This is a genomic window from Bacteroides sp. OF03-11BH (genome assembly GCF_003604005.1).
Classification (GTDB): Bacteria; Bacteroidota; Bacteroidia; order Bacteroidales; family Bacteroidaceae; genus Bacteroides; species Bacteroides ovatus.
Window position 1 is genome coordinate 1 of the sequence record NZ_QTMW01000040.1, and the last position, 20,770, is coordinate 20,770.

Here is a 20,770-nt window from a genome sequence, read left to right on the forward strand (position 1 = left end):
AAGATGATTTTTCTGGTTTGGTGTCGTCTTTTAAGCTGCCGCATAACGAAAAATGGTAGCCGTAGTTGCCGGATTTACAGCACTTTCGTATCAATTTAGCACTTCGGTTCGTTAAAAGCACCAAAGTATCAAGTTGGCACGAAAGCCGGCAATTATCGGCTACCATATGTTAGTGGCATTTATCATTTCATTATATTCATTTGCTTTAACGCATTTTTTGTTACATTAATTCTCGATGAAATAAAATCATCAACATTCAATCCGTCTGTCGGAATTACATTTGTTGCAAAAAAATAAACATTAGATTTTGTTTCAACATAACCAACAAACCAACCATTATATTTTTCTTCTATCGAACTTAATCCAGTCTTACCGCTTAAAATGTAATTTTCAGTTCGCTCAATTTCCATAATATTTTTGACAATCTTTATTGTCCTATCAGAAATTGGAAATTTTGAAAAATAGAATTTCCTTAAAAAGTCGATTTGTTGTTTTTGAGATATTTTTGAATTTCCTTCAAGCCAAAAATTGTCAATCGTTAAACTGTCAAAAATCATATTTTTATACTCAAATTTTTCTAAATATTCTTTCATTTTAATTGTTCCGATTTTCCTTGCAATTTCCTGATAGCAAGGAACACAGGAAATTCTAAAAGCATCTTTAAATGATAAATCTTTTTCCCAAATATCCATTTTTCTCTGCTCGCCATTCCATTTTAAAATAGTTGTATCATTTTCAATAATGCCTAATTCAACAGCAATTATAGAATTTGGAATTTTGAATGTTGATGCAGGTAATTTTCCGTTTTTAGCCCAATCAAAGTCATTTGAGTAAAAAGTATTCTTGTCGTTATCATAAATTAGAATTGAACCATTTACTTGAAAACTATCTAAAATTTTGTCAAAATCAGAAATTTCTGTTTCAATTATGTTTTTATTCGTTGTTGTGTTACAGCAAACAAATAAAAATATCATTGAAATAAAAACTACAAATAAAATATTTTTCATTTATTGTCTAATTATCGTTTGTTTTTGTTGCCACTAACGGGAAACGCATTGGCGAAGTGGCGGATAAATTGGACAAAAAGTTCAATTTAGCAGTGACGTAGCCGATGTGTTTCCACAGAAGCTAAATTATTAAAAAAAGCTGAATGTGGAACACATTCGGCGGAATAAAATGCACAAAAGTTGAGTTTGGCACTTAACCCGCCATTTTGCCAATGCGATGTTATATGCCGTATTTTTTGATAAGATAATTTAAGTCAGCTTCGTTTAAAATTCTAATGTTTGCTTTTTTTGATTGGTTTAAGTCGTTTATTTTTTGGATTTTTGACCAACCACAATCTTCACCTGCAAAAACAAAATCTACTTTACCTGTTATTCCTGATTTTATTTGTCCACCAATTTTCATTAGAAAAGTTTTTATTTCTTCTCTTTCTATTGAAAAGTTGCCCGTAATAACTATTCCTTTTCCTATTAAATCAATGTTTTCAAGTTCGTTTTGAGTTATTTGATAATTTGATAAATGCTCTTCATTTTCTTCTAAAACATCTTCACTTGGTTGATTGAAATAATTATTATTTGTTTTAGGCTGGTCATCAATTTTTCTTATTAGTTCTTGATAACTTGGATACTTGTCAGTCAATTCGCCAAATATTAAAGCACAAAGTTTTGCATCGAATTCTGGGTCGTGATGATTTGTTACTTCTAAGTCCAAACTCTCTGCTAAATCTTTTATTTTTTTAGGCATCCCAAGTTTATCTGCAAATAACATTGTGTCAATATAACTTATGACATATGGTTTTAAATTATAATGTTCATATAGATTTTTCTGATTATCCGTTTATGCACCTGTTATATTCGCAATTACTAGTCTGTCAAAGAGTTTGTCTCCAAAATACCGTCTGTTTAATTTGTAAATAAACTCGTTGAGATACAACTGTAAGTATTTCCTTTTGATTTTATGGTAGTTGCCCAGCAATGTCCGTTTTGCATTACTGATTGCGATATGCACCCATTTGAGTGTTTCCTTGGTGGTTTTGGCGTCTGATTTCTCGGTGACGTGCAATTCCACCAGATCGGAGATGTCAACGTAAGAAGTGCTTTTGTCCGAAAATACGATGGCATCATCCTCCATGCAGTCCCTGACCACGCCGTTGATTCCTTCACTTTGATGGCTATCCAGTACCCTGGCCTTGAAATAACGCACATGCTTCTCCTTTTTGCCCGTTTCGATATCTTCCAACGGGGTGCTTTCGGCCATCACCGCAACGTTCTGCTTTCCCTCGGCTCCCCGGCCACGTGTACCCTTGCCTCGCTCGATTTCCTTACTGGCCACCGAAAAGTAACCCTCATCCAGTTCTATCATCCCTTCCAGTGTATACCTTGCATCCCGGTTGCCCATCGCCCTGCGGAGTTTGTGTACCATCGCCCATACCGGTTCGTAACGCTTCAATCCTAATTGCTTCTGGAGTTCGTTGGTGGAGAATCCCTTTTTTGTGCAACTCATCAGGAACATCGTTTTGTACCACACCAGAAACGGCAGCTTGGAGCTCTCCATGATCGTACCGCTGCGCAACGAGGTGCGGAAACGGCAACCTTTGCATTCATAACTCCATTTACCCTGTAACCAATAATGGGAAGTGCCCCCGCATCGCTTGCAGACAACCCCTTCCTTATCACGCTGCTCCTTGAAATGCAAACGACAATCTTCCTCCGAACCGAAATGAGCCGTAAAACTGAATATGTTCATAATCCCTGCTTTTTGAGCGCTAATATACTAAAAATATTAGGTGTGTTTGCGGAGAATCAGATTAACAAAGATTCTGTAAAAATATTGAATCAATATCTTGTAGAATTTATGGCCGCTAAAAGAATGGATTTGATATGTTGTTGCCAGTCAGAAATTGAATTTGATTTAGGAGCTATTGATTTGCCATTCGAAATAGAATGTACAAATGGTAAATTTAAGGATATCAGCCCAAATGCTAAATCTAACTATCAAATCTGTATATCACCACACTTTGCTAAAATTCAAAGCTGGTTTAATGGTAAGATCATATTTAACCATGAATCATTGAAAAGTATTATTGAACGGATGAAGACAAGTGTCAACTATATTATAGGAACAGATGTTAATGGTGCTCCGATAGCTTCTACGGTTGCAACAGATCCTTATACTCCTGTTTTTTTTGATAAAAAAGTACAAGCGTATTATAATTATCAAGGATGCCGTATAGAAGAATTACGTATCATAAGTCCTAACTTCACCTTAAGGTGCGATAATGACCATAATGATTATGTGGTGGTGTTTTTACGTGATATTCAAGACCTTCCTTATCGCGAACAATGTATATGGAAAGGTTTTAATATTACTCCTGACGGCAGAACATTTAGCAAACTTTTTCAAAAAACGATAATTGAAGGCAAATGGAATGGTGTTGCACAGTCTATAGACTTTGTCTTTCGAGATTTGTATAAAACCTTTGTCGCTAAATGGGAGGAGAAGTATGGTTGGAAACTGTTTAAGTCATTAAATGGAATCCAGGCAGAATATTTCAATCAAATTTGTATTCTAAATAGAGATGATTATGAAGCTCTTACTGACCTTGTAAAATATTTATCACTATTGCTACAAGAAAGCCTTGATTTGGAAATGATGGAAATGATTATTCCTGCTAAAACTGAAATCAAAGAAAAAGTAGTAAATGGTGAAAAAACTAAGGAATCAACTAAAGAAAAACCCTTATCACATCTTGATAGAATTTTAGAAACACTCAATATTGAAGGCTACAATTTTATTGTATTTCTCAGGAATCTTCAATCCTTACGTTCCTATATGCTTCATCGAAATAGTAAGAAATTAGATAAAGACAAAAAAAGGGCTTTTGAGTATTTCGGCTTAAATGAAGATAAATCAAATTCCCAGTCGGTTTCAAATAATGTATTATCGCTCGGTGCAACAGCTATTTCAAATATGATAAAACAATTGTAAATACATGTGTTATTACATCAAGATCTACATCTTTCAAAATTGAATCCTTTTCTATCCGGCTTTCCCCACCCGAAAATTAAGGTATGATGTCTGTGCCGCGGTCCGCCCTCCACTCCAAGGTACGGAAGGCTGTGCCCGATCAACGGCAGTCTGCATCATACCGCTTCATGCCGGAGCTTCGACCTGTCGAAACAACCGGTATTCCGCTATATGGGCATCCTGCCTGGTTGTTGCTCCGGCACATTCCGCCTTCTGTCCGTAGCTTTTCTTTCCGGGCCGACGGCGTCGTGGGCAAACGGTGACACATTCTGCTTGTGCCGTCCGTCGTGCCTCCGGCATGTCACAGGCAGAAAGAGTCCCCATTTTGTTTGCCCGGCAGACCGTTTCTTTTACCCGCCCAAGCCGTCATTCATCACTTTTATAAACATCCCCTTATATATACGGGACAATTCTGCCTTTTATATCTGTATCGGGATTACCTTCTCTCGTCATACCTTGCCTGCCGCCGCGTAGGTTTTATCAGGTGCGAATGTAGGCTGTCGCGCCTGATTCTTCCGTTTTGAAGTGCATTTTGAAGGAAAATCTTCCTTGCCGGGCAAGAGTATTTTGCTTCAAAAAAACGTCGAATGGGCTGTACCGACATCCTTGTCATGCACCATAAAACCCCAAGGCGGTCCGGCAGAAAGGATCCGACCAGAGGGAAGAAAAAAACAAAGTCACAGGTAATGGCAGGACTAACCACCTTGCCGCAAAACATTTTCAAATTATGCTATACATTCACACTATCGGTCGCATCGGAAAGGATTGTCAGGTTATCGAGGGTACACACGGTTCGTTTATTGCTTTTGACATGGCAGTAGATGACTTCTCGCACGGAAACGCCGTTACCACATGGGTAAGGGTACGCAGCAACAAGGAAAACCATATCCGCCTCTCCGAATACCTCACCAAAGGGCGCATGGTCCTTGTCGGGGGAACATTGTCAACTTCACTGTGGAAGGACAAAAACGGCGACAGCCAGATCCAGCTCTCCATCACGGCGGATGCCCTGGAGTTCATCAATACCGGTAAACGGGAAGGTACAACCTCCGAAGCCGACGGCCAAGCCGCAGCTGCCGATAACGCACCAGTTCCTCCGGCGGACATGCCACAGGACGGGGAGGAAGACCTTCCGTTCTGACATCTTCCGGAAAACGGTCACGGATGTAGTATTTACTAATTGTAGTAATTTAGGAGATTAGTAAATCCCGGGTTACGAAAAATAGTAGATACTACATTTAGTGGCTAAGTCTTTTAGTAGAGTAGTAAATACTACGATACTAAAATATGTTATAGTAGTAAAATAGTAAATACTAATTGTAGTGAAGACTAAAAATAGTATTATCTTTGTACCAGAACATTAAGACTCTGAATCATGACAAAAATTATAGCAGTTCTGAATCATAAAGGTGGGGTCGGAAAGACAACCACTACCATAAATCTCGCTGCCGCACTGCAGCTGAAGAAAAAACGTGTGCTCCTGATCGACATGGACGGTCAGGCAAACCTCACGGAATCCTGCGGCCTGTCCATCGAGGAAGAACAGACCGTGTACGGGGCGATGAAGGGCGAATACCCTTTGCCGCTGGTCGAACTGAACAACGGCCTTGCCATCGTTCCCTCGTGCCTTGACCTGTCGGCTGCCGAATCGGAACTTATCAACGAACCTGGCCGGGAACTGATACTGAAAGGGCTGATTGCGAAGCTGCTTGACAGCCGGAAATTCGACTATATACTGATTGACTGTCCGCCATCGCTGGGACTGCTCACGCTCAATGCGCTTACCGCATCGGACTTCCTGATTATCCCGGTACAGGCACAGTTCCTCGCCATGCGCGGTATGGCAAAGATTACGAATGTGGTTAAAATCGTCAGGGAACGCCTGAATCCGGGACTGAGCATCGGAGGTATCGTGATCACCCAGTTCGACAAGCGCAAGACGCTTAACAAAAGCGTGTCCGAGCTCATCAACGATTCTTTCTGCGACAAGGTGTTCAAGACCGTCATCCGGGACAACGTGGCTCTGGCGGAAGCTCCTATCAAGGGTCTGAACATTTTCGAGTATAACAAAAACAGCAACGGGGCCAAGGATTATATGGACTTGGCGCTGGAGGTACTGAAACTAAAGTAAAAACAATATGGGCAAAAGCGATTTATTGAAAGACGGTATGAAAAGCGGCCTTGACGGGCTGCTTTCATCAACCAAAAAATCCCCGCAGAAAAAAGAAACGGTTCCGGCCAAGGCGGAAAAGGAACCGGCGGTGCATTGCAACTTCGTCATTAACAAGAGCATTCATACCAGGATGAAATACCTGGCCATCGAAAAGAACATGTCTCTCCGTGACATCGTCAACGAGGCCATGAGAGAATATCTGGAGAAGCATGAAAAATGATTGAAAATTTGAAAGACGCACTATGAGAGAAATAAATCCCAAAGAAACCACCCGTGCATACGCATTTGAGCTTTGGATGAAAGCCCCGATGCCGATGGTTACATTTTTCAAGACTTTGGATGTCAGTCGTCTGGTCAAAATCAGCAAAAAGTCAGGTATGAAATTCAATATGCTGATGTGCTGGTGCATCGGCAAGGCGGCAAGCGGTATCAAGGAATTTTATATGCTGCCTGTCGGAGACAAATTGATGCAATATGATGCCATTGCGGTTAATACCATTGTTATGAACAAGGACAATGAGGTCAGTTCATGCGATGTGCCCTTTTCTGATGATTTGCAGCTATTCAATGAAGATTATCTGAAATTGACAACGGAAGTAGCACAAAGCTGTGAGAACCACGACTTGACTGAAAGCATGGTAATAGGAACTTCCGCACTGGCCCAATATGAAATTGACGGTGCGGTAGGTATGTACAGCGGCATCTTCAACAATCCGTTTATGATATGGGGCAAGTACCGTAAGGGGTTCTTCAGGACGACACTGACGGTTTCATTCCAATTCCATCACACTCAAATGGATGGGGCACATGCTGCAAAGTTCCTGGATCGCTTGCAGCAGGAAATCAATAAATTACTTGTATAGCGATGAATATGGAAACACAAAGATTGATACTTCGTCCCTGGACAGAAAACGATGCAGAGTCTCTTTATAATTATGCCAAAGATCCTGCTATCGGCCCCATTGCCGGGTGGCCTCCTCATACATCTGTGGAAAACAGCAGAGAAATAATACGCGATATCCTTTCTGCACCCGAGACATACGCTGTAGTATTGAAAGAAACCAATGAACCGATAGGCAGTGTCGGAATTATGTTCGCTGATGGCGTACACAGTGCGGATATGCAGGATGGAGATGCAGAAATAGGATATTGGATAGGTGTTCCTTATTGGGGACAGGGACTTATACCGGAAGCCGTACAACGTTTGTTGAAGCGTTGCTTCGTCGAACTTGATGTGAAACGGGTCTGGTGTGGACATTATGACGGAAACATCAAATCCCGCAGGGTAATGGAAAAATGTGGATTCAAGTACCATCACACAGAAGAAGGAAAGACTTCTCCGTTAGGAGATATCCGTACAGAACATTTTACTTTGCTTACCAGAGAGGACTGGAAAAAACGGTAAGAGAAATATAAAAATGTCCCATGATAAGAACTACGATAAAATCATTTATACAGGCTGATTTGGAATCTGTCTGGCATTCTGTCACTTCACTTTACGACTATTCATGGCGAAGTGACATAAAGGACATAGAAGTTTCCGACGAGCGCCATTTCAGGGAGATAAGTAATGAAGGCTATGTCACCTGTTTTACTGTTACTGTTATAGAGCCTTTTCTAAAATATTCATTTCTTATGGATAATGTGAACTTTTCCGGGGAGTGGACGGGACATTTCAGACAGGCTGAAAATGGAACGGAAGTGATTTTTACAGAGTCAATTAGCCTAAAGAAATGGTGGTTATATCCTTTTGCATTGTTGTATTTGAAATTACAGCAGAAACGGTATATAGCTGACCTGAAAAGAAAATGTGAACAAGAATGAACGGATCGGCCAAGTATATAATACGCCATTTGCAAGGTAGTGAGAACCATTTGCTAAGAGAATTTCTTTACGAAGCGATTTATATCCCTGAAGGAGTCAAACCGCCCTCAAAGGACGTGGTGGATTTACCTGAACTGAAACTGTATATTGAGGACTTCGGAAAGAAAAAAGATGACTTTTGTCTGGTCGCAGACTGTGAAGGGAAAGTGGTCGGTGCAGTATGGGTACGTATTATGAATGATTACGGACATGTGGATGACAGGACCCCATCGCTCTCCATATCCCTATATAAGGAATACAGGAGTAAAGGCATAGGAAGCCATCTTATGCGTGAAATGTTTCGATTACTTGAGAGCAAAGGATATAGTCGCGTCTCTCTGTCCGTACAAAAGGCGAACTATGCCGTCCGAATGTATCTAAAACTTGGATTTAAGATCATCCATGAGACTGAAGAGGAGTTTGTCATGCTTAAAGATCTCTCACTATCCTACTAAAGACGGACAACCTCTTATATATGTCATCTTCTTCAAGAAGACATCTCCCTATTATATTATAGATTACCGGTAAATTATCGGTAATCTTTTTCTTTTATAGTTCCATAGAACATTTCTTTTATAATTCATCTTTTACCGCTTTCCGGCTTCATTCCCGCCGCACCGGCCTTGGTTTTATCAGATGCAAAGGTCTGCTGTCGCGCTTGATCCTCCGGCTTGAAGTGCATTTCCTGCAAATTCTTCCTTTCTGTGAAAGAGTAATTGGCAGGAAAAGCCGTCGTATGAAGCTGTACCGACAGCTGTAAACCGCATCCATAAAACCCCAAGGCGGTTCAAACGGGAAAAGAACCGACCAGAGGGAAATAAAAAAACAATTCAAAATTGACATCGACATGGATAAAATAAGATTGGTAGTTTACAACGAATATGCACTGGGCTATATCATGCCCCAACAACCCGACAAGGTTTGCACATTGGCAGACAGGACTACGCTCGGCGCACCGTTCCGGACAATGCTTGAACCCTATTTCATCGGAAAGAACGATACCGTAAGGCTGGCCGGCAGGAAAGACTTCGACACGTTCCGGCTATCGTTCGGGGGGTACGACAATACGCAAATGTACGAGTATGACACCAACCAACAGGAATAGCAGTAATCAGAAAATCAATGTATAACAAATCAAAATTTATGAATTATGGAAACAATGAACATTCAATCAGTAGCAGAGAAGAACATCGTATCAGTAGTTTTGGCAGATATTCAGCCGAGTAACTATAACCCACGCAAGAATTTTGATGTAGCAAGCCTTGCGGAATTGGCGGAAAGCATCCGTCAGCAGGGCGTCCTCCAGCCTATCGGGGTGCGTCCCATTGCGGAGAACCGCTTTGAAATCATATTCGGGGAACGCAGGTATCGTGCCTCACTCATGGCAGGACTGGAAGAAATTCCGGCAATCGTTCTGAATGTTTCGGACGAGACCGCCGAAGAAATGGCGGTGACGGAAAACCTGCAACGCAAGGATGTAACCCCTATCGAGGAAGCAAACGCCTATCAGAGGCTGATAGAAAGCGGACGGCACGACATTCAGTCTTTGGCCATGCAGTTCGGCAAGAACGAGACCTATATCCGCACCCGACTGAAGTTCGTCTCCCTTATCCCCGAAATAGCAGAATTGTTGGAAAAGGATGAAATCACTATCAGCGTGGCAAGCGAAATTTGCCGATATGGCGAGGACATCCAGAGAGAGGTTTTCGACAAGCACTTGAAAGAGGGTATCATGTTTGGCAGTTGGCGAGGCATGAAAGCGACCGAGGTGGCAAAGAACATCGAGCGCCACTTCACGACAGACCTTGAACGCTACAACTTTGACAAGACCCTTTGCCTGTCATGCCCCCATAATACCAACAACATGACATTGTTCTGTGAGGGAACATGCGGAAAATGCGCCAACAAAGGCTGTCTTGATGAAATGAATGCCGCATTTTTGACGGAAAAGGCAATAGAGACCATTAAGGCTTATCCTGCACTATCTCTAAGCCATGACGCATATTGCTATAATGCGGATGCGGTTAATCGCCTCAAGGAAATGGGCTATGAGGTTGTGGCACTGCAATGCAGATACAAAGACTACCCGACACTTCCCGAAGAGCCTGAAGCCGGAGAATATGATACGGAAGACGAATATAAGGAAGCTAAGGTTGAGTATGAGCAGGATATGAACGATTATATGGAAGAGGGCAAGGAACTTGTACGCAGGGCAGAAGTAGGCGAAATATCGCTCTTCGCACGGATTGGGAACGAAGACATTGTCAAATGTTATGTGGAGAATTCCATGATGAATGCCGTCAGTGGACAACAGGCAGGACAGGAACAGCTTTCCCCGATTGAAAAACTGGACAAGCAGGACAAGCGAAACAAGGAGATTGCCAGGGAAAAGACCGTGGAAGATACCAAAAAACAGATTTTGGAAGTGGATATGACCGAAACCAAGTTCGGGGCTGACGAAGAAAAGATGATTTATTTCTTCCTGCTTTCATCGTTGAGAAAGGAACACTTTGCCGCCGTTGGCATAGAGGGAGAACATTCGCCCTATCTGTCCAACGAGGACAAGACAAATATTGTGGCCAATCTTACCCCAAAGGCAAAAGCCGTCATCCGCAGGGATTTCCTGATTGAGAATTTCAAGAACGCATACGGAAGCAACGCCATAGCCGACATGTTGCTTGAATTTGCAGGAAAACACATGCCGGAAAGACTTGCCGACATCGAGAACGGACATAATGAAGTTTACGAAAAAAGACATCAGCGCATCGAAGAAAAGAAAGCCGTCCTTTTGGTGCAGGAACAGGCCAAACAGGAAGCAGAGCAGACTGAAGCCGATGCGGACAACGAAAAACAACCTCAATCCCAAGAGGTTGCTGCTTGACCATAATTCATAGTTGATTTCAGATGCAGGGCGGAGAAATCCGTCCTGCTTTTCTGTTGAGTGCCGGAGGCAGACCGGCGCCGCCTGACCTTTTTTATACACCTCCCTGTCTTTCGGCAGTCTCCGTCTGCTGAAACAGTACGGACCGGGTTCTGGCTGATTCCTACAGGCCGCACGGGCGGTCTTCCGTCATCGGCCGGCCCGGATAACCTTTATAGCCGGACCTCTTATAATACCCCGGTAGTCTCAACATTTGTTTTCAGCGAAGTTACAGCATCTTTCCGGACAAACGCAAGATCCGGGTGAATTTGGGAAACAATCTCCAATCCTGCGGATAGTATTCTTTCCCAAAATCTTGCACGAAGTCCAGACAGAGCTGTGCACGGGCGAAAAAAATTGTTTCACCTTAAATCTTCGTTATTATGAATACATTTTCTTTCCCTCAGATTTCAGTAAATTACAAGGATGCCGATGCTGCAAAACGTACCTTGGTAAACTCCTCCAGAGTGAGCTACGACATCTTCAAGGAGGCATACGATGAATGTATGCAGCATCATGAGGAATGCTGGGTGATGTTCCTCAATCAAGCCAACAGGCTTCTCGGACTCTCCTGCATATCAAAATGCGGCATCAGCCAGACCGTTGTGGATGTCCGTATCATCCTGCAGACGGCTCTTCTGGCCCATGCCTCGGGCATAATCCTCAGCCACAACCACCCGTCAGGCAACATGGTGGCCAGCTCCAGTGACAATGCCATCACAAGCAAACTCAAGAAAGCCTGCGAAATCCTTGACATCACTCTCCTTGACCATATCATCCTCTCGGATACAGGCTATCTGAGCTACGCGGACGAAGGGATGCTTTGACAGCATCTCTTTTCACGGCAAATCCCGTTATACTGCCGCCCTCATGTGCGCCAGGCGGAGACTGTTATAAAACCTTCATGCACGACGGCAGCCCTGGGCTGCTGTAAGCACTCCGGTCCGGATCTGTGGCTGATGACGGAATCCGGCACGGGCCGTATTCTGCCATCGGCCGCTCCGGGAACCTTTATAGCGGCACCTGTTTTAACGCCGTCCGTCATAAGCCCCCGCCACCACCCTTATCCCTTTCTATTTTCCCTCTTGTATTGACATGAGAGTCATTTCTTCTTTCGTCGTCCTTCCCGTCGCCGCGTGGACTTTACTGGTGCGAATGTAGGCGGTCGAGCCTGTTCCCTCCGTTTTGAAGTGCATTTCCTGCAAATTCTTCCTTTCTCTGAAAGAGTAATTGGCAGGAAAAAACATCGGGAGAGGCTTTGACGACCGTCTATCGATGCACCGTAAATCCCGAAGCGGCTCCTCCGAAAAGGAGGCCGAACAGAGGGAAGAAAAACAAAATCGTTAAATATCAGAATTATGGACAAGGACATCAAAGAAAGCAGAGAGTACCGTCTCGCTAAAGACTGGGAAATGGCAGTCAACAATTACAGTTTCAATCCGGCTCGATTTGCAGCAGCAATACCGACCATGCACCCGACACTGCAGCAAAGCCTGTATAGGTTGATTAAAGAGTGCATCAAGGTTATGGCGGATGACAGCCGCAGGTACGACGAACGCAATATGGCTTCGCACGAGGAAGCGAAATGTATCATGGAGTACCTGAAAGAACACGGGAGAAACATACCATTAAAGTGATAGACCGATGAAAAAGAAAGAGGTGGAATTTGCCGGCAGAACTTATTCTTGCCGTGTGGTGAAATCAAATGAAGGTGAAGAACTCCTTATCGGCTCAACAGGTTTGCTTGACGCACTCCAGCCCGGTAGTTTCGACAGCGAGAACGAGGGCTTTGCGAGTAAGGAGGCTGAGAAATTATACGATGAGATTTTTTTCTTCACCGATGCCGGAAGTCTTGAGCTGCCGGATGACGAGCTGGTTGAGATGCTGAAAGAAGACAACCCGGAATGGTTTGAATAAAATGAATATATAAATCTATTAAAAATCAAGATTATGGATAAAGAGTATGTAATGAGAGTGGCTGCGACAATTCGCGAACAGCTGGTAACGATGACCGACACGCCGGTCCTTATGTCATGGGGCATCGGGGAGTTTATGGCAACAGTATTCAATGACCTGCCGGGACTGAAATTCCATGTAAACGGAAGACTCTTCCAAGGGGAAGTGCTGATCTGTCTGAACGGCTCGGACTATTATGAAGTATATCTCCGGAACGGGACAGACATAGAGTGCCTCAGTGACGAAGTCTGCTTCGATGAACTGGGAGAACTGATAGACCGCCATATTGAAAGCGGAACTGACAAAGAGGAATATGCACGCTTCTGTGAACAGGCAGCCATGTCATTCGGATTTGGCAATTGAGGAAGTACTGTACTTATAGGCTAACCCCGAAGGCTCGCATCTGAACCTCCGGGGTTATTGCTGTGTTATGGATGTGTTTTGTCCTTGTCTGTATCTTGATTCTCACACCGGTTCCCTTGTTTGTCAATGTAGTACCAGTCATCACTTTCCCAATACCAGTGCTCGCTGCCGGAGCCTGCCACCTCTTTCCGTTCCCCCGAATCGGTGACTTTCGCCTTGCCACCCTCGAATGGATAGCCGAAGGCAAAACGAGGACGGATGACGGTCTTGCCTGTCTCGTCTGCGTAACCGATACGCCCTTTCCGGTCCACTATGCGGTACAGTCCTTCACTTACATAGTCGTCTCCGTTGTCATATTGAAACGCTGCATAATGTCTTGCACTGCCGCAACTGCACAGCAGCAATACGGCACTCAGATAAATGATAATCTTGTTCATGATGCGGGTTGTTTTCATTTGATAATCTGTATTTGTTAATGTCAAGGCAGCAGGAACTGCATGTTGAAACGGCAGAACAGCATCCTTCTTTCCCTGATTATATTCATGTCTTCTTTTCTCCATATTCCATTCAATGATACCAAGTAAAAAGCCAGAAGATTAAACACAAATCAATCAGCCACAGACCAAGCGGCAATAGTAACTGAAGCCAGAAATATTTTTTATCCTTTTTTTTCAGGATATCGGCGGTAATAGGCTTGTTCTCTCGCTTTTGTGAAATATTTCTTTTCTATCCTGGAAAATTGACGGAAATACACCGAAAGATTCTCCCTTCTTTTTTACTCTTCAAAAAGCAGCAGATATTCCACCTTCCTTCTCCGCTCGATGCTCGGAACTACCTTGCCTTTATAGCAGCGGAAGGAAATGTACTCCTTGTAAATATCCCTGTTTCCGGCTTCCAGTTTTTGTATCAGCTTGCTTTTGGGAAAGTCTTTGCTACCTAAAAGCCGGTACGGGCCTACCTGGTAGGCAAGACACGAGAGCAACGTAGAATCACGCCCGAATCTGCTGAACAGACGGCAAAGTTTCATCATGTCCGCTCGCAGGATGGAGTCTCCCTGAGCTTTTGTGATGTCGTTGGTAAAACTCTCTCCGGGAAGAACCTTATGACCCCATCCCACATAGGGCCAATGTTTTTTCTCACCATGCCAACCCTCATAGTATTTCGTGCATCTGATTGCCCTCTCCAGCGGTGGCAGCTTGTATATGGACAGTTGGGCAGTTCCCGTTTCTGTCCCATGCCTTTCCTTCCCATAGACTGTTGCCACTGCAGATACCAGCAGTATGATGACAAACATCCTTACGTGCTTCATTTCGCACCCCGTTTGTTCAACACATCCTTGATCATCTCCTTCACGTCCTGACCCACCTGCACGAAGTTCTTGTACAGGATGCGTTCCCGTTCCTCCCTCGATTTGAAGGTGTAGAATCTCGGCAGCGGCACATACGCGGCTTCCTCTTTCTTTATCTCTCCCATATCGAAGTCCGTCTTGCAGAAAAACTTTGTGGTCTTGAACTCTTCCGACTCCTGAATGTTCATCGAGCCGCCTACGCCGGTCTTGGTTTTCACGAAGTCCCTCGCTGTCTGCCCGCATATCCATCCCGTTGCCATATCGGAAATCTTTGATGCCGGCACCAGACTGTCCATGTTCTCGTTCAGGTTAATGCTGGTCTTGTCACGGTCAATGGTCACGCCCTTCTTCACTTGCACGACCTTACCGAAAATGTCATTCGACAGCCATTCCAGTGTCTCTTTCGAGCGGGCCGAACCGCTGACCACGTTACCCACGGTCGTGATGATCTTCTGCATACCTACCTTGCCGTAGTCGGCCTCCAGCTGCGGCAGCTCCTGGAATCCCAAGGTCACGCTCACCTTGTTGCTTCGGGCAGTTCCTATCAGTCGGTCTATCTTGTGGAAATACAGCGTCGGCAGCTCGTCCACGATGATGCTCACCGGGATGTTCTTCCCTTGGCCTGTATTCACTCGGGTGACAAGACGGTTCAGGATAAGGGCGTTCAGCGCACCGATAATGCTCTCCATCTCCGGGTCGTTGGCGATGAGCAGGTAGCTCGGGTTCTTCGGATCGCTCACCTTCAGGTCAAAGTCATCCCCGTCACGGTGGAATATCCAGTACGATTCCTTGGTCGCCAGACGGGACGTATAGACACGCAGCGTACCGATCATACCTTCCAACTGCTCCATGGCCTTGTTCCTGAAGGCAGTCTGGAACGGCCCGAGCAGCGGTGCCACCTCGTTGTCAGTCTCCAGTACCTCAAAGATGGTCTGATAACTTTCGTTCAGGAACGATAATATGTGCGGCATGTCCGAATACTTTCCCAGCCAGTAGGCCGGCTCCACGATGTTGCCGCCCTCTTTGTCACGCACGACTCCGGTCGGCTTCCAGAATTTGGTTTCCGGGTCCTGACGTTTCTCCGCATACAGCATGTTTCCGTCCTTGTCATACGGCTCCCGTTCGTAATTGACAAAGAAATAGATGCAGGCAGCAAGGAAGTTCACAGCGGATGTCTGGAAAAACTGGTCGCTTCCGCCGCCACCTTCCTTCTTGCCCTTCTGCAATGACTCGAGCAGGGTTTCCGCCGTCTCACTGGCTGCCGCCAGGTTGTTGATGTATTTTGCCTGAATAGGATTGACACGACGGCTGTATTCCACGTCCACGAAGTTGATCATGTTGAACTTGCACCCCTTGGGAACTCTTCCAAGTTTCTCGTTCAGCTTGTAATGGTAGTAAAGTTTCGTGGCAAGTGTCGGGAATTTATAGTCATATACAACCATGGCAAACCCCTTGGCACTGTGCTGACGGATGAACGGTTCAATGATACTGAATGTTTTACCCGAGCCGGGAGTTCCCACGACCCACGTCCCGCGGAAAGGGTTGCTGATACTGACCCATCCCTTGCGGAACTTCCCCTTGTAATAGTAGCGCATCGGGATATTCACGCTGTATTTGTTCTCCTGAATCTCTTCGCTCTGCTCGAAACTCTCGTTCTCGAAGTTGAAGCGGTCCTTCATCAGGCCCTCCTTGATGAACTTGGAGATATTGTCCAGGGCTATATGTACCAGTATCACTCCCACGAGCGAAGCCGCCATGTATAGGATACGGTTCAGCGGCAGCGTATAGAGCCGCATTTCCATCGGATGTCCGAACAGCCATACGGACAGGACAAGCAGAAGCAGTCCGCCGGTCAGGGGAAAAATCACCTGCTTGCGGGCGTTGAACTCCAGATGCTTCTTGTTCCTCGTACCGATACAGGTGATGCAGATCAGCAGTATCGTGGCTATCTTGCTGTACACGAGATGGCCGTCCTGATAGATCGTCCATCGCTTGATACGTCCGTGGATGTCAGTCAGTATGCCGCCCCACTGGTCGAATACTGCCGGGTCAATGGCATACTCGAAGAACTCCAGCAGAACCGACACATAGACGACTGCACGGAATATCTTGTAGAATCCTTGTAACTCTTTGCTTTCTTCCATTTTTTATAGCTTTTTTATTGGGTTGTGGTTCTGATCGCCTCGGATATTGTTGGACTTGATTATTTTGATTCAGACGAAAATAAATGTCATGTTTTTGCAGTAAAAAACAAGACTTTTCTTATATTTGCATCCGGAACAAAACGATTCGATTATGGTGATTACTAAACAGGTACAGGAAATACTGGACGCCACGCCTCCGGGCAAGGTGCTTACCATTGCCGATTTCAATGTGCTGCCGGAGTACCAGCCTGCGTTGGTCAAGGCACTCAGCCGTCTGGTGGCAGAAGGCTCTATCTGCAAGATTGCCAAAGGACGGTACTACAAGCCTAAACAGACGGTGTTCGGCACATTGAAGCCTCCGGTGGCAGAGGTGGTCAAGGACCTTCTGGAACGTAACGGCAAGCCAATCGGCTATATGACCGGTACGGCAGCATTTGCGCAGTTGGGGTTGACGACACAGATCACATCGGCCATTACGATAGGCACGAACAAATACCGCCGGCCTATGAAACGGGGCGAATACAGCGTGTCCTTCCTTGTACAGCCTAATGCAATCACACGGGAGAACATTCCTCTGCTGCTGATCCTTGACGCGCTCAAATTGCTCCGTGAGATTCCGGCAACATCACCTGACGATTGTGTGCGGGGCGTTGCTCGGCTGATAGCCGCTCTGTCCGAAGGCGATCTGGAGAAACTGGCGGACCTGGCCGAAAATTACCAGCCGTATGTCCGGGCATTGCTGGGTGCCATTCTGGACAGTCTTGGAGCTGACACCCGACAATTGCGTGCGACACTCAATGGGGTCACGACCTACAAACTTCCTGTCACCGCACAGGCTTTACCCACCAAATTAAAATGGAACATCGTATGAGACTACACGAGAATCAGCAACTGTTTGCCGATGCCATAGAAGCGGCTGCACGTCCGGTACAGGACGGCGGACTCGGCATCAAGAGTATCTTTATCGAGAAAGACTATTGGATCTGTCGTTCGCTGTCGCTTATGGCTACCGGAGACAAGGATAATCGTGCCATTTTCAAGGGCGGAACTTCCCTGACCAAGGCCTACGGCATCGGGGCACGTTTCTCCGAGGACATTGACGTGGCCATCGCCGAAGCATGGACACTGAGCGGAAACCAGCTAAAGAACCTCATACGCCGTACATCGAAGAATATGACAGCCGGACTGGAGGAACTGGTCATCCCCGGCATGACAAGCAAGGGATCGCATTACCACAAGGCGTTTTACACCTATCCACGGGCCATAGATACGGAACAGGTCGGAGCAATCCGGGCTGGGCAACTCCTGGTAGAAATCAACAGTTTTGCCAATCCATATCCTTTCGAGCGGCGTTCTCTCTGCAGTTTCCTGACAGAGTTCCTGCAGGCTACCGGCAACAACCGTATGATAGAGGAATACGGGATGCAGCCGTTCGAGGTCAATGTGCTTGACCGTCGCCGCACGCTGACCGAGAAATTGGTGTCACTCATCCGATGCTCGCTGGCCAATCTGTATATGCCGCAGTTGACGGCCAAAATCCGTCATTTCTACGATCTGCATCATCTGCTGAAAGATGAAGAGTGCCTCACGTATCTTCATAGCGATGCTTTCCCCGAAGATTTCAGGTCACTGCTCGAACACGACCGGCAGAGCTTTGACAAGCCCGAAGGCTGGCGTGACCGGCGACTGGAGGAGTCCCCGTTGATGACAGATCTGCCGCAGGTTTGGGGCAACTTGCAGACAGTTTACATGGGTGAACTCCCGGATTTGGCATATCGTGCCATTCCGGCCCCCTCGGATGTCGAGGAAAGCATACGTCGCTTGATGGCATTACTGCGTGAATTCGGCTCTGGTTTGTAATCGTATGTTGTCCAACAATGTCAAAGAACGCAATCGTATATCTCTGGTTTACCGGTTGATGGTTATAATCGGGCGTACCTTGTGCGCCTGTGTCTTGGGTGTTTCCTGTATGGCTCCGCTGCCCATCGAGTAAAGCCAGGCTTTTGCCGTTTCCTGTTCGGCCACTTCCGTGGATGTCCAGTACCAGCAGTCGCCGTCGGTCAGGGGCAACGGATCGCCCCCGCACTGTTCGATGACAGGATTTACCGTTTCCCGGATAGTATATAGCAGACGCATCTGTGCCACCGACGGAACGTATGCGCTCTGCCCGTAACACCAGAGGTCAAAGACCGCTTCCGCCATCGGCGAAGCCGTTTCCTTCGTTTCATATAGAGCGAATGTATTGGCATTGCCGTCATGTGCCGCGAGGTCCGCAGATGTGCCTTGGGCAATACCGAGGCTGTCGGCAAATGCCTGCGGGGTGATGTCCCACAGGTAAACCGCGTAGCCGTTTCCTTCCGCACCCTCATGCTGCCGGGTGTCGAACACGACGGCCACAGCCTTTTTCCCGGATTGCTGGTATTCCGTGTAGGACAAGGCCGTTCCGTCCTCGCACAGGACATGTCCCGGGCGGACAGCCGTGTCCGGTACGTCTATATGCGCGTCACAACCTGTCACGGCGACTGCTGCGACAAGTACCGGTACGAACCGGCTCACCTTTCTGAAAATGTTCTGTTTCATCTTTTCCCTTATTTTATCGGTAGTTTCACACCAAGGGCTACACCTACCCGAAGCAGATCCGCGCCCTTTATCATCAAATCACTCTTCGCCTGCCAGTACAGCGTCCATCCGGACCGCAGCACGTAATTGTGCTCGTAACCGAAATGCAGGCCGCCCAGGAACTTCTTCGTGTCGCTTCCTGCCGAAGCTCCTATACGCAGGTTGCCGTAATGATTGCGGCCCCGTACCACGCAAGGCTTGTATGCCACGCCAAAGCCATAGGTGCGGTAGTTGCGCCAGAAGGATTCCGGACAGATATGGCCGCACGGGCCGCATTCGGCCCACTGCAGGTAGCCGTTGGCAAAGAACTCCCACGCGTGCCGGTAGTTCATTTCATGTTCGTATGAAAACGTCACGTCCATACCGTTCCTGTAAAGCAGCCCGACCCCCAGTGAAAGACGGCCGCTGTTGCGTTGTGCGTTCGCGCTGAAGGCAAGGCACATGCAGGCAAACATCAGAATCAGAGTCTTTCTCATAATCATTCCTCCTCCAGCAGGTCAGCGTTAAACGAATCGGCAGACAACACATCCTCATAATCGATGTTCAGGCTGATATTGCGGCCGCTGATTTGCTTTTCCGTCATTTCGACAGTCAGCAGCTTGTCGTTCGGGAAGGTCATCTTCTTGATGACAAGCACATTCCTGTAGCCATGTCGGAATGTCTTTCCCGGCTCCAGTATCATCGCCGGAGTAAGCTCGATAGTCTGGGCGTTGGTGGCCTTGGCGAGTTTCTTGTCAACGAGCTTTACCCTGATCTCATCGATGTCGAAACGGATGTTCGTCTTGTTCTCTATGGAAAAGTCTATGAAGAAGTAGTCCCCGACAGAGTATATGTTGTTCAGGCGCATCACCATACGGTGTGCCTTGGTGGCCACATTCCTGATTCTCGCCGGAGAGTTCCAGATTCGTCTGGCAAAGCGTGTCATCTCGGCGGTTGACATCGATACTGCCGGGTTGTTGTAGGCGTTGCGCTCGTGAGGGAGTATCTCCTTGTCCGTTACGGCTTCCTTAAGCCGTGTGGTGTAAACCAGCGCGTATTGCGTGCGGTAGCGTTCCGTGATGACGGTCACGATGGCAATCACCTCGCCGTCCTCGTGTCCGGCTTCCTTGGGTTTCAGCCGTACAATGTTGTCCAAAGGCTGGTCGCCAACCACCTTGTCGGTGGAAATGTCCACCATGCGTACCGGCTCCGATGCCGTGATGACGGTCGTCACCTGTTCGTTGACCGTCAGTTGTTCCATTTCCTCGTAGGTCGTCTGCGCCTGTGCATTCCGCGTTCCCAGCAGTCCGGCTGTCAGAAGAAATACCGTTCCGATTTTCTTGAGATTCATATTCATGTCGTTGATTGTTTAT

Annotated in this window: 26 protein-coding genes; 16 read left to right on the plus strand and 10 right to left on the minus strand. The window is 46.2% G+C overall.

Features of this window, described 5'->3' with window-relative positions; all coding sequences use genetic code 11:
- Nucleotides 1–182 precede the first annotated feature (182 nt).
- From DXA54_RS21410 to DXA54_RS21420, 3 genes are all read right to left on the minus strand, one after another.
- Entirely contained in the window at nt 183–1,007 is an 825-nt protein-coding gene (locus tag DXA54_RS21410; protein WP_004295324.1) for a class D beta-lactamase OXA-347, read from the minus strand.
- Nucleotides 1,008–1,227: 220 nt separating this feature from the next.
- Complete coding sequence (locus tag DXA54_RS21415; protein ID WP_005807148.1) at nt 1,228–1,773, minus strand: BRCT domain-containing protein; 546 nt, start codon at nt 1,771–1,773, stop codon at nt 1,228–1,230.
- A 69-nt stretch (nt 1,774–1,842) separates the two neighbouring features.
- A complete protein-coding gene (locus DXA54_RS21420) occupies nt 1,843–2,751 on the minus strand; it encodes an IS1595-like element ISBbi1 family transposase (RefSeq protein WP_005807145.1) in 909 nt (302 codons plus the stop codon).
- Nucleotides 2,752–2,763: 12 nt separating this feature from the next.
- Here DXA54_RS21420 and DXA54_RS21425 point away from each other — a divergent pair, with 12 nt between their 5' ends.
- The gene (locus DXA54_RS21425; protein WP_227250250.1) at nt 2,764–3,993 is read left to right on the plus strand and encodes a hypothetical protein; all 1,230 of its coding nucleotides are present in this window, start codon (nt 2,764–2,766) and stop codon (nt 3,991–3,993) included.
- A 165-nt stretch (nt 3,994–4,158) separates the two neighbouring features.
- Here DXA54_RS21425 and DXA54_RS21430 read toward each other — a convergent pair whose 3' ends face one another.
- Nucleotides 4,159–4,356 carry a hypothetical protein gene (locus tag DXA54_RS21430; RefSeq protein WP_032534579.1) on the minus strand — a complete coding sequence of 66 codons (198 nt, stop codon included), beginning with the start codon at nt 4,354–4,356 and terminating at the stop codon, nt 4,159–4,161.
- 403 nt (nt 4,357–4,759) lie between these two features.
- Here DXA54_RS21430 and DXA54_RS21435 point away from each other — a divergent pair, with 403 nt between their 5' ends.
- The 13 genes from DXA54_RS21435 (at nt 4,760) to DXA54_RS21500 (ending at nt 13,307) form a co-directional block, all read left to right on the plus strand.
- Nucleotides 4,760–5,173 carry a single-stranded DNA-binding protein gene (locus DXA54_RS21435; protein WP_005807140.1) on the plus strand — a complete coding sequence of 138 codons (414 nt, stop codon included), beginning with the start codon at nt 4,760–4,762 and terminating at the stop codon, nt 5,171–5,173.
- 234 nt (nt 5,174–5,407) lie between these two features.
- The gene (locus DXA54_RS21440) at nt 5,408–6,163 is read left to right on the plus strand and encodes a ParA family protein (RefSeq protein WP_005807138.1); all 756 of its coding nucleotides are present in this window, start codon (nt 5,408–5,410) and stop codon (nt 6,161–6,163) included.
- A 7-nt stretch (nt 6,164–6,170) separates the two neighbouring features.
- Complete coding sequence (locus tag DXA54_RS21445; protein ID WP_005807137.1) at nt 6,171–6,425, plus strand: hypothetical protein; 255 nt, start codon at nt 6,171–6,173, stop codon at nt 6,423–6,425.
- Nucleotides 6,426–6,447: 22 nt separating this feature from the next.
- Nucleotides 6,448–7,068 carry a CatA-like O-acetyltransferase, family 2 gene (locus tag DXA54_RS21450; RefSeq protein ID WP_120080640.1) on the plus strand — a complete coding sequence of 207 codons (621 nt, stop codon included), beginning with the start codon at nt 6,448–6,450 and terminating at the stop codon, nt 7,066–7,068.
- A gap of 2 nt (nt 7,069–7,070) precedes the next feature.
- The gene (locus DXA54_RS21455) at nt 7,071–7,610 is read left to right on the plus strand and encodes a GNAT family N-acetyltransferase (RefSeq protein ID WP_005807134.1); all 540 of its coding nucleotides are present in this window, start codon (nt 7,071–7,073) and stop codon (nt 7,608–7,610) included.
- A gap of 20 nt (nt 7,611–7,630) precedes the next feature.
- Nucleotides 7,631–8,029: an SRPBCC family protein gene (locus tag DXA54_RS21460; protein ID WP_005807132.1), complete on the plus strand. Its 399-nt coding sequence runs from the start codon at nt 7,631–7,633 to the stop codon at nt 8,027–8,029.
- Nucleotides 8,026–8,523, plus strand: coding sequence for a GNAT family N-acetyltransferase (locus DXA54_RS21465; RefSeq protein ID WP_005807130.1), 498 nt, complete (start codon nt 8,026–8,028; stop codon nt 8,521–8,523). Before DXA54_RS21460 ends, DXA54_RS21465 begins: the two co-directional genes overlap by 4 nt.
- Before the next feature lie 392 nt (nt 8,524–8,915).
- Nucleotides 8,916–9,173 carry a hypothetical protein gene (locus tag DXA54_RS21475; protein ID WP_005807128.1) on the plus strand — a complete coding sequence of 86 codons (258 nt, stop codon included), beginning with the start codon at nt 8,916–8,918 and terminating at the stop codon, nt 9,171–9,173.
- A 45-nt stretch (nt 9,174–9,218) separates the two neighbouring features.
- Nucleotides 9,219–10,949 (plus strand): ParB/RepB/Spo0J family partition protein, encoded by a 1,731-nt coding sequence (locus DXA54_RS21480; protein WP_005807126.1) that lies wholly within the window; start codon nt 9,219–9,221, stop codon nt 10,947–10,949.
- Nucleotides 10,950–11,371: 422 nt separating this feature from the next.
- Complete coding sequence (locus DXA54_RS21485) at nt 11,372–11,815, plus strand: JAB domain-containing protein (RefSeq protein ID WP_005807125.1); 444 nt, start codon at nt 11,372–11,374, stop codon at nt 11,813–11,815.
- A gap of 531 nt (nt 11,816–12,346) precedes the next feature.
- Entirely contained in the window at nt 12,347–12,625 is a 279-nt protein-coding gene (locus DXA54_RS21490; protein ID WP_005807124.1) for a hypothetical protein, read from the plus strand.
- 7 nt (nt 12,626–12,632) lie between these two features.
- Nucleotides 12,633–12,905: a hypothetical protein gene (locus DXA54_RS21495; RefSeq protein WP_005807122.1), complete on the plus strand. Its 273-nt coding sequence runs from the start codon at nt 12,633–12,635 to the stop codon at nt 12,903–12,905.
- 33 nt (nt 12,906–12,938) lie between these two features.
- Nucleotides 12,939–13,307, plus strand: a complete 369-nt coding sequence (locus tag DXA54_RS21500; protein ID WP_005807120.1) for a hypothetical protein — start codon at nt 12,939–12,941, stop codon at nt 13,305–13,307.
- A 65-nt stretch (nt 13,308–13,372) separates the two neighbouring features.
- Here the strand turns inward: DXA54_RS21500 and DXA54_RS21505 are convergent, their stop codons facing one another.
- From DXA54_RS21505 to DXA54_RS21515, 3 genes are all read right to left on the minus strand, one after another.
- Entirely contained in the window at nt 13,373–13,867 is a 495-nt protein-coding gene (locus tag DXA54_RS21505; RefSeq protein ID WP_005807119.1) for a WG repeat-containing protein, read from the minus strand.
- Between the two features lie 215 nt (nt 13,868–14,082).
- Nucleotides 14,083–14,616 (minus strand): glycoside hydrolase family protein, encoded by a 534-nt coding sequence (locus tag DXA54_RS21510; protein ID WP_005807116.1) that lies wholly within the window; start codon nt 14,614–14,616, stop codon nt 14,083–14,085.
- On the minus strand, nt 14,613–16,799 hold the full coding sequence (locus DXA54_RS21515; protein WP_005807115.1) for a type IV secretory system conjugative DNA transfer family protein: 2,187 nt from the start codon (nt 16,797–16,799) through the stop codon (nt 14,613–14,615). The genes DXA54_RS21510 and DXA54_RS21515 overlap by 4 nt, the downstream gene beginning before the upstream one ends.
- Nucleotides 16,800–16,950: 151 nt before the next feature.
- On the opposite strand from DXA54_RS21515, the gene DXA54_RS21520 reads away from it, so the two are divergent.
- Nucleotides 16,951–17,670, plus strand: a complete 720-nt coding sequence (locus DXA54_RS21520; protein ID WP_005816027.1) for a DUF6088 family protein — start codon at nt 16,951–16,953, stop codon at nt 17,668–17,670.
- On the plus strand, nt 17,667–18,659 hold the full coding sequence (locus DXA54_RS21525) for a nucleotidyl transferase AbiEii/AbiGii toxin family protein (protein ID WP_005807111.1): 993 nt from the start codon (nt 17,667–17,669) through the stop codon (nt 18,657–18,659). Before DXA54_RS21520 ends, DXA54_RS21525 begins: the two co-directional genes overlap by 4 nt.
- Nucleotides 18,660–18,707: 48 nt before the next feature.
- On the opposite strand, the gene DXA54_RS21530 is transcribed toward DXA54_RS21525, so the two are convergent.
- From DXA54_RS21530 to traN, 3 genes are read right to left on the minus strand one after another with little or no spacing between them, the layout of a single operon-like run.
- The gene (locus DXA54_RS21530) at nt 18,708–19,379 is read right to left on the minus strand and encodes a DUF1566 domain-containing protein (protein ID WP_005807109.1); all 672 of its coding nucleotides are present in this window, start codon (nt 19,377–19,379) and stop codon (nt 18,708–18,710) included.
- Between the two features lie 8 nt (nt 19,380–19,387).
- Entirely contained in the window at nt 19,388–19,900 is a 513-nt protein-coding gene (locus DXA54_RS21535; RefSeq protein WP_005807106.1) for a hypothetical protein, read from the minus strand.
- A complete protein-coding gene (gene traN / locus DXA54_RS21540; RefSeq protein WP_032534606.1) occupies nt 19,897–20,748 on the minus strand; it encodes a conjugative transposon protein TraN in 852 nt (283 codons plus the stop codon). The genes DXA54_RS21535 and traN overlap by 4 nt, the downstream gene beginning before the upstream one ends.
- Between the last annotated feature and the right edge of the window lie 22 nt (nt 20,749–20,770).